The following is an 11921-nucleotide window of genomic DNA, read 5'->3' as shown; positions in this document are numbered from 1 at the left end:
CACAGGGCACAGGGATGTGACATGGACTTCATCGAACTGAGCGAACGGGCGTGGAAGGCCAACCGCGAGGGAGACGCGGCCTTCTACGACGCCTACCTGACGGACGACCCGGTGGCGATCTCCCCGTGGGGGGTGGAGACCGATCGGGCCGCCATCCTGCGGACGTTCGCGGAGAACGAGAATCCGTACACCCGCACGGATCAGTCCGAGCATCGGGTGGTACGGCTCAGCGACACCAGCGTGGTGCACACCTCGCGGGTGGAGATCGACTCCGCGCGGGGGACGATGGTGGTCTACGCGACCACGACGATGGTGCTGGATCCGTCCGGCGCCTGGCGGGCCGCGGTGTTCCAGATCACGCCGGTGGCCTAGCGGACGGCCTGGCAGCTGAGGCCGTCACCGGCGATCCTGGTCGCGCCCGCGATGACGTCCGTCGTGAGGTGTTTGCAGGCGAGATAGGGGTCGCCGGTGCCGCGGAAGACGAGACCGGAGCCCTGGGGGGTGTAGCACCTGAGGCCGCTCGCCTCGTAGAGGCCGAGCCAGGCCTCGGGGTGGATCTTGGCGGTGCAGTATTCGCCGATGCTGAGGGGGCCGAAGTTGAGGTTGACGATCACTGCCTGAGCGGGGGCGGTGAGGACGGTCGTGGCGGTGAGGGTGGCGGCGGCCACGAGGGTCAGGGCGCGGCGGAGCATGGGACCTCCGGGGGGATGAGGGTCGTCATGCGAAGTATTTATTAGGAAAGTTTCCTATGCAAGACACCTCCGAAGTGCACAAATGAGAGAGTTTCGGATGTGCGACAGGCTATAAACTGATCAATCGGAAAGTCCTCGACAGGTTGATCACCTCAGCCACAACCAGGCTGATGCCGGCTCCTTATACCTGATTTGGGCTGGCCCGCTGAATTCGTCACGACCAGAAGACCAGCCGAGGGAGACTGTTGAAGGAACCACGGCTTCAAGTGATTGACTTACCAGACCTGCGTGCGGCGGAATGAGGGTCGCCAAGCGAAGGGTGTACACGGTTGCACAACGAGCGAGAAGCCCAGATCCAGCCCTTCCCGGAGAGCCTCGATGTGACGGAACTGGCAGCCTCGGGCTGGCGGCCAATGGCCTTCCAGCAGTTCATCCTGAAAGTGCACAGCCGGTGCGACCTGGCCTGCCCGTCCTGTTATGTGTACACGATGGCCGACCAGGGTTGGCGGTCACAACCCCGGAAAATGACTCCGGCCGTAATCGATAAAGTGGCCGCCCGAATAGCGGAGCACGCTCGCACCCATTCCATCGTTGAAGTCGATGTCGTCCTTCATGGCGGCGAACCTCTGCTCGTCGGCGCCGACGGCTTGGCCGCCATCGTGCGGCGGATCCGGTCGGCGTGCGCGGCCGTCGGCACCCGGGTCAGAGCAAGTATGCAGACCAACGCCGTCCGCCTCGACGAGGCCGCTCTTGTCCAGTTCAACGAACTCGACATCCGAATCGGAGTCAGCCTCGACGGCTGGCGCGAGGCCAACGATCGAACACGAGTGTTCGCCAACGGCAGGGGAAGCTACGACGCCGTCGCCACATCTCTGGCACGCCTCGCGACCGGCCCCTTCCACCATCTCTTCGCAGGCCTGCTCTGCACGATCGATCTCAGAAACGATCCCCTAAAAACCTATCGGTCATTGCTTGAATTCGATCCGCCCGGAATCGACTTCCTGCTTCCACACGGAAATTGGGTAAGCCCACCGCCGTCCCGCGAACCCGACTCCTCGCGCACTCCGTACGCCGACTGGCTCGTGGAGATCTTTGACCACTGGCGCAACGCGCCGACGCTGGAGACCGAGATCCGTATCTTCCGGGAGATCACGCGTCTACTCTCCGGAGCACCGTCCCGGTGTGAGTCGGTGGGGTTGTCACCGTCCCGGATGTTGGTGATCGAGACCGACGGTTCCATAGAACAGTCGGACATTCTCAAATCGTCGTGGGAGGGCGCGGCGCACACCGGTCTGAATGTGTTCCGCGACCCCTTCGACCGGGCTCTTGAGCTGCCCGGCATAGTCGCGCGCCAGATCGGCATGGCCGCGCTCTCCGAGACGTGCCTCAGGTGCGACATCAGCCGGGTGTGCGGTGGTGGTCTGTACGCCCACCGATACGCCACGGCCACCGGTTTCCGAAATCCGTCGATCTACTGTCCGGATCTTTACAAACTCATCACCCACATCAGCCACCGGCACGACCGCGACACCGCCCGACTGAAGGGACGTGTATGAACATGGTCTCTGACAAGACCTTCCGCGCGCTGGCTGAGGAGCCGTGCAACGCGGAGGCGGCCGAAGAGCTCAACGGCATCCAGATTCGGCGCCGTATCGGCCTGCTTCGGGGAGTCGCCGAGGAATCCAGGGTGTCGAGCCATCCCGACGCGGAGTTGACGAGCAGCGCCTATAAGACGCTGCTCGAACTGGAGGCGGCCGATCCCGCCGCGGTGAGCCGAATCCTCCGCCACCCCACCGTCGGCGCCTGGGCCTGGCGCACATTCCGTTCCGTCCGTGAGGGCGGACACGAACGCCCGGGCCGGCTGGGCTCGATCGCTTTGGCGGCGGCAATCGTGTCAGGCGCGGCATGCCGGGTGAAGGTACTGATGGACGCCGACGGCGGCCTGATGTTGCCTGGCCTGGGGCGCCTAAGCCGGGTCGGATCATCTGATGAGATCAAGGTGGACGGCACCTACCTGCTCGCCGGCGACTGGAGTGCCGAGGTGGATCTGACGGCCGACAAGCCGGGCTGGCAGGTTCTGCACCGAATCCCGATAGACGACGGTTTCTCCGTCACGCTGGACGACCTCGATCCCTATCGATGGCCGGAACCTGGCCGTGTCACCGCCCGGCTCGCCCCCGAGGCCTTGCCCGCCTGGCGCTCCCTGCTCCCCGAAGCGTGGCGCATCTTGCGCGCGAACCATTCTGGTGTCGCGGAGGAGATCGCCATCATCGTACGTGCGCTCACCCCCATCGCGGCTCCGCCGGAAGGTGTCAGCAGTGCCTCGGCCAGAGAGACGTTCGGCACGATCGCCATGTCCACGCCCACAGGGGCCCCCGCGTGGCTGGCGGAGACGTTCGCGCACGAGATCCAGCACGCCAAACTCGACGCGCTCATGCACCTGGTCCCCCTGGTTCGTTACGAGCGGACCGAGGCGTACTACGCGCCCTGGCGACCCGATCCACGGCCCGCCCATGGCCTACTCCAGGGCGCCTACGCCTACCTCGGTGTGACCGAGTTCTGGCGGCGCCAACATGTGTACGAGGGCCTCCGCGGCCGCATCGAACTCGCGCGGTGGCGTGAAGGGGTCCGGCTCGTCCTTGACACCCTGGAGGCCGAACATCTCCTCACCAACGCCGGCCTGACCTTCGTCGACGGCATGCGCACCCGCCTCGGCGCGGTGCTGGCCGAACCACTCGATGACGAGTCCCTGGCCGCCGCCGAAGAAGCGGCGGCCGGTCATCGTGCCGTCTGGGAGGCCAGACACGGCTCGTCAAATCGGTAGCGGGTCGAAGTCGCAGTTGATGCGAGTGCCCGACGCGGCAGCCACCGCGTCGGGTTGCCCCAGCTCGAAGCGCTCTTCGTAGAGCTCCGCCACGTACACCCGCAGTTCCTCCGCGTCCGGCCTGTTCGCCGCCATCCGGTCGAGCGAGAGATTGGCGGCGCACGCCATCGCCAGGAAGTGCGCCGGTTCGAACATTTCGGTCAGCTGCCTGTACGTGACCTCGCCGAGTTGCAGCGCCTGATCGAGTTCGCCCTGGGCGGCCAGATCGCTGGCCAGGTTCACCGCACACGAGAACACGTAGTGGTGGGCCGGGCCCAGCCGGTCGACCAGATCGCGATGGGCGGCCTCGTTGAGCCGACGCGCTTTCTCCACGTCGCCGAGCAGCCGGTGGAGGATCGACAGGTTCGTCCTACAGGCGATGGTGAAGGGGTGGTCATCGCCGTAAACCTGGGGATAGACCTCGGCCATGTCTGCCGCCAGCTCAAAGGCTTCGGCGAGCTCGCCCCGCACCCGCAGGATGTTGGAGACGTTCACCGCGGCACCGATCGTGTCGGGGTGCCGAGGCCCGAAGATCCTGCTCAGCCGAGTATGCGTGTCCCGGCCGTTTCTGATCGCCTCGTCGAGCGCACCCGCCCGTCTCTGCGCGATCGACAGCTCCTTCGCGGTGATCAATGTGGCCCAGTGATCTTTACCCAGTTTCTGGACGCCGAACGTCAGCGCCTGCTCACCGGTGATGCAGGCCTCCTTGAACCCGCCCATCAACCGCACGGCCCGGGCCATGCTGTTGCGTGACAGCAGGACGAGTTCCGACGAGGTCGGATTGGCCGCCTCGCTCTGCGCTAGATAGACCTCGGTGTGCAGGCGTCTGGCCGGTCTGAACCTGCTGTTGAGGCCGTAGTCGATGGCGAGGCTGTTCTTGGCCCGCAGGGTGAGCACGTCTTTGGGTCCGCGCAACCGTTCATGCAGAGTCACCGACTTCTCGTCGAGGTCGAGCGCCTCACGGAACATCCCCCGGGCTCGCATGCTGCCGCCGAGACCGTTCGTGGCGATCAGGGTCTCCTCGTGTTCCGGACCGAACTCGGCCCGCACCATGTCCAGAGTCTCCTGATCGAGGTCGTACACACGTTGGTACTCACCCATCCGGCGCAGGATGTTGGCCTGGTGCCGACGGGCCTTGAGCACGTCGAGCCGACCGCCTCCGGCGGCCTTCCACCGATCGATGAGCTCGTCGACCAGGGTCATGGCCGATTGGTAGTTGCCTGAGGAGTACAGGTAGCGCACCACGTTGAGCGCGAACATGCGCACGTCAGGTTCGGTCGACTTGACCAGCTTCGACCGGCCCACATGCGGAACCAACTCGGCGAAGTCACCCCACACCGTGCTGTCGTCGGGCAACGCCGGCGCACTGCGGGCGAGCAGGCGGTGGACCTCAGCACGATGGTTCTCCTTGCGTTTCTCATCGAGGTCGGCCCGGAGCAGCGCCTGGATGAGCCGGTGCACCTGGATGCTGCGGGTGTTGGTGTCACTTCGGATGAGGGCGTGCCTGGTGAGTTCCTCCACCGCATTGTCGAACTCGATGGGGTCGGTCAGGAGACCTTTCAGACTCGGTGCATCGGCCTGATTGCCGCGTCGGAAGACGTCGAGCGGAATCGGGTCCGGGCCGAAGAACGCACAACAGCGGAGAAGGTTCAAGGCGATCGGTACACGTTCTTCCAGTAGCGACACCGAGACTCTCCACGCCGCCGTCATCGTCAGCGGATAGTCACTGGCCCGCTCGGCGTCGAGCAGCACGGCGGTCTGTTTGTCGAACAACTCAAGGTAGTCGTCGACCGACATGGACCTCCGTTGTTGCAGCGCCCCGACCTGTTCGAGCGCCAGCGGTAGATCACCCATCTTCTCGGCCAACCGGGAGGCCTCGTCCTTGGTGATCCGGCCCCCCAATCTCTTCTGGAGGAACTGAACGCTCTCCTCACGGGTGAACACGTCGACCTGCAGAGAACGGAAACGCTCGTCCCAGTAGGGGTTGCGGGAGGTGATGATCACGTGGCCGGGACCCTGCGGGATGTATTGCGCGATGCTCGCGTCTTCGGCGTTGTCGAAGATGAGCAGCCAGTTGCCGTAAGGCGCCCCTTTCTCCAGCGCCTCCCGCACCGCCACGGCCGTCTCCCGGACCCCCACCAGTGCGGCGTTGGGCAGGTTGAGAGAAGGAGCCATGGCCGCCAGCGCCGCCGGCACCAGATATGCCTGGTCGGCGGGGATCCACCAGATCAGGTCATAGTGCGATCGGTATCGATGGGCGTACTCGATCGCAAGGTGGGTCTTGCCCACGCCTCCATAGCCCTGGAGGGCGGCAGGCAGTGGGATGACGGCGGTCACCGGCCGATTCGCCTCACGAAGCTGACGCAGGAGACTGTCACGGCCGGTGAAGTTCGTGTTCCTTGGCGGCACCCGCTCGAAGATCTCGGGTTGCTTACCAGGCATCGAATGCGCTGTTTCGACCAAGCTAAACCTCCGAACAAGGAGAACCCAAAATTGCTCCCGCCATGTTCAAAACCCATGAAACCAGCTATAACGACAATGGAACACCTTCCAGGGTTTCCGGGCCAAGCAGAACCAGGCGAACGGACAGCCAGAAGCGGAGCAGTCCATGATTTCGGACAACGTTAACTCGGCGAAGACTCAGCCATCTCCGATCCTCAATGAAATCGACGAGATCCCCTACGCCGCCCTCAGAGGGCAGAACGAGGCATTCATCGAGGTGCCGGGAACCGTCTCATCTGGATTCCAGAACTTCATGTGAGTCTGGGCAGGGACCAGAGCCCAAAATGTGGTGCCGACCGGGACCACGGCGAACTCCTTCATCCACATGCCCTGATTTGATCCTAAGGTGGCGTCTAGTCGGGATCGTCAAGGCGGGTAATGCGCATGGACGAGATGCAGGAGCATGACTGGGAGCGCTTGACTTACCAGTTGAAGCGGGGACGCTGCACTCCTTTCGTGGGAGCCGGCGCATCGGTCAGCGTCCTGCCGTCAGGCGGGGCGCTGAGCCACAAACTCGCGGAGATCCTGGGCTATACGGGGAAATACGCTGACGACCTTCCATACGTAGCCCAATGGGGCGGAATAAAACACGATCTCGTCCATATCAAGGAGATGGTCCGAGACATACTCGACGTGGGACTGGCCCCCGATTTCAGCAACCCGGAAGAACCTCACGGCCTCCTCGCCGGCTTCCCTCTTCCCGTATTCGTCACGACGAATTTCGATGATTTCATCGCACAGTCGCTGCTGGCCGTGGGCAAGTCACCGACCAGCGTCATCTGCCCCTGGAAGTCGGATATCACGACGGAGGAAAACGTCCTCGCCAGCGAGGCCGTCTGGAAACCAGAGCCGCTCGCTCCGCTCGTATATCACCTGCACGGCGCCCTGACAGATCCCGCCAGTCTCGTCATCGCCCACGACGACTATCACGAATTCACTCGCAACCTGGCCGTCGAGTCGGCCACCGGGCAACGGAAGATGCTACCCCCATCGGTTCTCAAGGCACTGACCAGGGAGCCACTCCTTTTCGTCGGATACAGCCTGCAGGACATCTCGTTCCGGATGTTGTTCCAGGAGCTGATCAAGTCGATCCCCGGCATCAGCCAGAGAAAGCATGTGAGCATTCAGCTCGAACGCGTCACCGGCGACGAGGACCGGGACGTGGAAGATCTCAAACTGCAACTCGACTCCTATTACCGAGGCTGGAAGATCACCGTCTTCTGGGGCGGCGCCGCGGCGTTCTGTGCCGAACTGCGCGCCAGAATGGGGGCACCCAGTTGACCGAGATCAATCCGCCTTACGTCGGCCTTCGCCCGTTCAGCCGAGCCGAGAGCGGCAAGTTCTTCGGCCGAGAAAGGGAATCACACGAGACGGCCGATCTGTGGCAGTCGTGCCAGCTGACCGTCCTCCACGGTCCGCACGGTGCGGGCAAGACCTCTTTGCTTGAGGCAGGCGTCGTTCCGCTGATCGATCGGTCGGCGAACGACGTTCTTCCGATCGCCGACCTGTCGACCGGTGCGGGACCCACCGCAGGCGGAGACTCGTTCAACCCCTACACGTTCGCAGCCCTCTCCTCGTGGGCGCCGCATCTTCCCACGAACCGACTTGCGAGTCTTTCCCTCCCGGCCTTCTTTCCCAAGGAGTCCGTACGCGAGGCGCGGTACGAGGAGAAGATCGCCGTGCTCGCGGCGATCGACAACTTCGAGGATCTGTTCGCGAGGCCCGGACGTAGTGGCCAGGAACAGTTCATCGACCAGCTTGTCGAGGCGTTGCGGCAGAACGCGTACCTGCACCTGCTCATCTCCGTCACCGACGACCGGTCGTCAGTCCTTCTGGGCGACCCACGATTGGCCGGAATCCCGAAGGGGGTCATCCGGCTGGACAAGATGGCCGCACCAGCGGCGATACGCGCGGCCACCAGGCCGCTTGAGAGCACTGGCGTGACGTTCGCCCCTGGCGTGGCCGGGATGCTGGTTCAGACACTCCAGTCACGACCGGAAGACGGCCACGTCGAGGTAGCCCGGCTGCAGTTGGCCTGCTCGAGGCTGTGGACGTCACTGGATCCCGGCGAACGTGTCATTCGAACCCGTCATGTCGCGAAGTGTGCTGCCTCGGCCACGCCGGTTACCGCCGTCGTCGAACAGACGATCTCCGACGCGGCGAGGGACCATCTGGGAACCGACTCAGATCTGCTTCGCAGCTGGTTGTACGAGTCATTCGTCTTCGACCGAAACCTCGGCTCGGTCTACCGAGGAGAGACCCTCACTGCTGAAATGCCCAACGAAGTGGTCGACGCCCTGGTGGATGCCAACATTCTGACCACGCAGACAGACCAGTACGGCAACCGCTGGCACGCACTCACCAAGGGGACCGTGGCCGAGGCGGTGGAGAACGTGCTGAGAAACACCTCACCCGTGCGGAGCTCGCCCGAAAGTTACCTCACAGCCGCCGGAACCGCGTTCCGGGACGGCAATTTCCTCCTGGCCATGACCCAGGCGAAAGAGGCGTTGCACCGGACTGAGGACATGAAGCTCAAGGGTGAGATTCAGACCTTCCTGGGAAACGTCGCATTCAGCCAGAAGCTCTACAGGACCGCGATCAAGCACTATCAAGAGGCCACCACGGTGTTCGAGGTCTTCGGCGTCGCCCCGGTCGTCGGAAGGCTCCTCGCCGCGACCGGCAGATCACGGCGTCTTCAGGGAAAGGACGTGGAGGCGATGCACGATCTCCAGTCCGCCCTGAGGCGCGTACCAGGCGACCAGTCGATCAGAACCGAACTCGCCTGGACCCAGTGGTACAGCGGACGTCCGGAGAACGCGGAGAACACCCTGAACGAAGTCCTCGGCGCGGAGAAGGAACTTACGGCCGCTCTGCTCGCCAGGGCCCAGATACTCGCCGACCTCGGCAGGCCGGAAGACGCGCTTCGCGACTTCGAGAAGGTGCTACCTCTCCGCCGCCCTTCCGCCCGGGCCGCATATGCCCTGGCGCTTGCATTGGCCGGCCATCTCGCAGAGGCGAAGTCGGAGATGACAGCCGTCGAGGACAGCGCCGGCGGCCACGGGCCTGCCATCCTCCGGCTCGCCAGGATCGCGAAGCTCAGCGGCGATACCGAAGCTGCAGCGCGGCTCGCCCACCAGGCACGGGTCGCGAGATCGCCGGCGCTACCCGCGCATCTTGAGCCGATAGTCCTCGAGCTCCTCGGATAGCAGCCGGGAATCAGATGGGAAGCGGGTCGAGATCGCAGTCGATGCGATTACCGTTCGCTGCATTAATCGCATCAGGCTGGCCCAGGTCGAGTCGTTCCTTGTAGAGATCCACGACTTCGGACCGGAAATCCTCCGCGTCGGGCGCACCGACCGCCTCACGGTCGAGAGCGAGGTTGGCGGCGCAGGCCAGGGCCAGGAAGTGGTCGCGCCCGAAGAGGCGGGTGAGCTGGTCGAGCGTGACCTCGCCGTGTTGCCGAGCCTCCTCGCTCCGGCCCAGGGCGGCCAGATCGCTGGCCAGGTTCACCGCGCACGACAGGACGTAGTGGTGGTCGGGGCCGAGCCGTTCGGTCAGTCCTTCGCGGGCGGCCTCGTTGAGCACGCGCGCCTCTTCGGGCTTGCCGAGCAGGCGGTGCAGAATCGCCAGGTTGGTCATACAGGCGAGGGTGAAGGGGTGGTCGTTCCCGTACACCGACGGATAGGTCCTGGTCATCTCCTCGGCCAGTTCGTACGCCTCGGCGAGGTCGCCGCGTACCCGGAGGACGTTGGAGACGTTCACGGCGGCCGCGATCGTGTCGGGGTGGCGGGCGCCGAAGAGCCTGACAAGCCGCGTGTGGGTGTCGCGGGCGATCTCGATGGCCTCGTTGAGGGCGCCGGCGCGCCGCTGGGCGATCGACAGGTCCTTCGCCGTGATCAGGGTGGCCCAGTGGTCGCGGCCGAGCTTCTGGACCCCGAACGCCAGCGCGGCCTCACCGGTGTCGCAGGCCTCCTCGAAGCCGTTGGTGAGCCGCACGGCCCGGGCCATGCTGTTGCGGGAGAGCAACACGATCTCGGCGCTGGCCGGGTTGATGGCCTCACTCTGGGCCAGGTAGACCTCGGTATGCAGCTGCCTGGCCTGTTCGTATCGGCTGTTCAGGCCGTAGTCGAGGGCGAGGCTGTTCTTGGCCCGCAGGGTGAGCACGTGGTCTTCGCCGAGCAGCCGCTCGTGCTGGCGGACCGATTCTTCGTCGAGTTCCAGCGCGGCCCGGAAGTCGCCGCGGGCGCGCATGCTGCCACCGAGGCCGTTGGTCGCGATCAGGGTCTCGGGGTGCTCGGCGCCGAACTCGGCGATCACCTTGTCGAGGGTGGAGCGGTCGAGTTCGTACACCTTGCTGTACTCGCCCATGCGGCGCAGGATGTTGGCCTGGTGACGACGGGCCCGCAGCACGTCGGCGTGGTTCTCCCGCGACTTGCCCCAGTCGGTGATGAAGGTGTCGACCAGTTCCAGCGCCGAGGGGTAGTTGCCGGAGGAGTACAGGTAGCGCACCACGTTCAGGGCGAACTCTCGGACGTCGGCCTCCGAGGAGCCCAGCAGTTGCGAAGGCCCCACGTGAGGCACCAGATCGGCGAAGTCGCCCCACTTGGAGTTGTCGTCGGGCGCCTGCGGCGCGCTGCCGGCGAGCAGGCGGTGGACCTCCTCGCGGTGCTTCGTCTGCTGCTCGTCGTCGAGGTCGGCGCGCAGCAGCGCCTGGATCAGCCGGTGCACCTGGATCGTCCGGTTGTCGGGGTCGCTCCGGATGAGCGCGTAGCGGCTGAGCTCCTTCACCGACTTGTCGAACATGATCGGGTCGGCCAGCAGTTTCTCCAGGCTCGGCGCGTTGGCCTTGTTGCCACGCCGGAACACGTCGAGGGGGATGGGGTCGGGCCCGAAGAAGGCGCAGCAGCGCAACAGGTTGAGCGCGATCGGGAGGCGCTCCTCCAGCAGCGACATCGACACCCGCCAGGCCGCCGTCATCGTCAGCGGGTAGTCCTTGGCCCGGTCGGTGTCGAGCAGCCGGGCGGTCTGCTTGTCGAGCAGCTCGATGTAGTCGTCGACCGTCATGGTGCTGCGCCGCTGCAGCGCGCCGACCTGTTCGAGGGCCAGCGGGAGGTCGCCCAGTTTGTCGGCCAACCGGAACGCCTCGTCTCTGCTGATGCGCGAACCCAGCCGCTTCGTGAGGAACTCGATGCTCTCCTCGCGGGAGAACACGTCGACCTGGAGGGACCGGAACTGGTCGTCCCAGTTCGGGTCGCGCGAGGTGATGATCACATGGCCGGGGCCGCGTGGGATGAACTTCTCGATGCGCGCGTCTTCGGCGTTGTCGAAGATCAGCAGCCAGTTGTTGTAGGGAGTGCCCTTCTCCAGCGCCTCACGCACGGCGTCGGCCGCCTCCTCCACACCGACGACCGACGCGGGGGTCAGCCCGAGGTGGGGCGCCATCGCCGCCAGGGCGGAGGAGACCAGGTAGTACTGGTCGGCCGGGATCCACCAGATCAGGTCGTAGTGGGAGCGGTAGCGATAGGCGTATTCGATCGCCAGGTGGGTCTTGCCGACACCGCCGTATCCCTGCAGCGCCTGGGGAAGCGGGATGACGGCGGTCACCGACCGGGTCCCCTCACGTAGCTGGTGCAGCAGACTCTCGCGGCCGGTGAAGTTCCGATTTCGTGGCGGAACCCGCTCGAAGATCTCCGGCTGCTTGTCTCCACGGGAATGCGTCACTGGCGAGGAGGATTCGGCGACCATCGGACCTCCGCTGCTTACCATGGGTAGATTACTTGCTTCCCGTCGGAGCCTGCTCAAAGCTCATCTATACAGCAAGTTCTCAATGGCGCCCGCGTCGCGAAAGGCGACCAACCATAGAC

Annotated in this window: 9 protein-coding genes; 6 read left to right on the top strand and 3 right to left on the bottom strand. The window is 64.8% G+C overall.

Going from position 1 to position 11921, the window contains the following annotated elements:
• Positions 1–21: 21 nt before the first annotated feature.
• A complete protein-coding gene (locus tag GT755_RS27590; protein ID WP_161482513.1) occupies positions 22–372 on the top strand; it encodes a nuclear transport factor 2 family protein in 351 nt (116 codons plus the stop codon).
• On the opposite strand, the gene GT755_RS27585 is transcribed toward GT755_RS27590, so the two are convergent.
• Positions 369–692: a hypothetical protein gene (locus GT755_RS27585; protein ID WP_161482512.1), complete on the bottom strand. Its 324-nt coding sequence runs from the start codon at positions 690–692 to the stop codon at positions 369–371. The two genes, GT755_RS27590 and GT755_RS27585, sit on opposite strands and share 4 nt — an antisense overlap.
• 329 nt (positions 693–1021) lie before the next feature.
• Here GT755_RS27585 and GT755_RS27580 point away from each other — a divergent pair, with 329 nt between their 5' ends.
• Positions 1022–2248, top strand: coding sequence for an FxsB family cyclophane-forming radical SAM/SPASM peptide maturase (locus GT755_RS27580; protein ID WP_235967400.1), 1227 nt, complete (start codon positions 1022–1024; stop codon positions 2246–2248).
• Positions 2245–3516 (top strand): HEXXH motif domain-containing protein, encoded by a 1272-nt coding sequence (locus GT755_RS27575; protein ID WP_161482511.1) that lies wholly within the window; start codon positions 2245–2247, stop codon positions 3514–3516. The genes GT755_RS27580 and GT755_RS27575 overlap by 4 nt, the downstream gene beginning before the upstream one ends.
• Here GT755_RS27575 and fxsT (GT755_RS27570) read toward each other — a convergent pair.
• Entirely contained in the window at positions 3505–6018 is a 2514-nt protein-coding gene (gene fxsT / locus GT755_RS27570) for an FxSxx-COOH system tetratricopeptide repeat protein (protein WP_235967397.1), read from the bottom strand. The genes GT755_RS27575 and fxsT (GT755_RS27570) overlap by 12 nt on opposite strands.
• A gap of 145 nt (positions 6019–6163) precedes the next feature.
• Between fxsT (GT755_RS27570) and GT755_RS27565 the strand changes: the two genes are divergently transcribed.
• The 3 genes from GT755_RS27565 to GT755_RS27555 all read left to right on the top strand — a co-directional run bounded on the left by GT755_RS27565 (position 6164) and on the right by GT755_RS27555 (position 9263).
• Positions 6164–6316, top strand: coding sequence for a hypothetical protein (locus GT755_RS27565; protein ID WP_161482510.1), 153 nt, complete (start codon positions 6164–6166; stop codon positions 6314–6316).
• 125 nt (positions 6317–6441) lie between these two features.
• Positions 6442–7338: an SIR2 family NAD-dependent protein deacylase gene (locus GT755_RS27560; protein ID WP_161482509.1), complete on the top strand. Its 897-nt coding sequence runs from the start codon at positions 6442–6444 to the stop codon at positions 7336–7338.
• Entirely contained in the window at positions 7335–9263 is a 1929-nt protein-coding gene (locus tag GT755_RS27555) for a tetratricopeptide repeat protein (RefSeq protein ID WP_161482508.1), read from the top strand. Before GT755_RS27560 ends, GT755_RS27555 begins: the two co-directional genes overlap by 4 nt.
• Positions 9264–9273: 10 nt before the next feature.
• Here the strand turns inward: GT755_RS27555 and fxsT (GT755_RS27550) are convergent, their stop codons facing one another.
• Positions 9274–11778: an FxSxx-COOH system tetratricopeptide repeat protein gene (gene fxsT / locus GT755_RS27550; RefSeq protein ID WP_328794516.1), complete on the bottom strand. Its 2505-nt coding sequence runs from the start codon at positions 11776–11778 to the stop codon at positions 9274–9276.
• Positions 11779–11921 lie beyond the last annotated feature (143 nt).

This window comes from Herbidospora solisilvae, from assembly GCF_009901565.1.
Taxonomy (GTDB): Bacteria; Actinomycetota; Actinomycetes; order Streptosporangiales; family Streptosporangiaceae; genus Herbidospora; species Herbidospora solisilvae.
The sequence above is the reverse complement of the archived record's forward strand: the minus strand, read 5'-3'. Positions and strand labels throughout refer to the sequence as shown.

Bases quoted from the DNA above. Each gene is read 5' to 3' on its own strand.
- GT755_RS27590 (WP_161482513.1), top strand. From the start codon at position 22: ATGGACTTCATCGAACTGAGCGAACGGGCGTGGAAGGCCAACCGCGAG.
- GT755_RS27585 (WP_161482512.1), bottom strand. From the start codon at position 692: ATGCTCCGCCGCGCCCTGACCCTCGTGGCCGCCGCCACCCTCACCGCC.
- GT755_RS27575 (WP_161482511.1), top strand. From the start codon at position 2,245: ATGAACATGGTCTCTGACAAGACCTTCCGCGCGCTGGCTGAGGAGCCG.
- GT755_RS27565 (WP_161482510.1), top strand. From the start codon at position 6,164: ATGATTTCGGACAACGTTAACTCGGCGAAGACTCAGCCATCTCCGATC.
- GT755_RS27560 (WP_161482509.1), top strand. From the start codon at position 6,442: ATGGACGAGATGCAGGAGCATGACTGGGAGCGCTTGACTTACCAGTTG.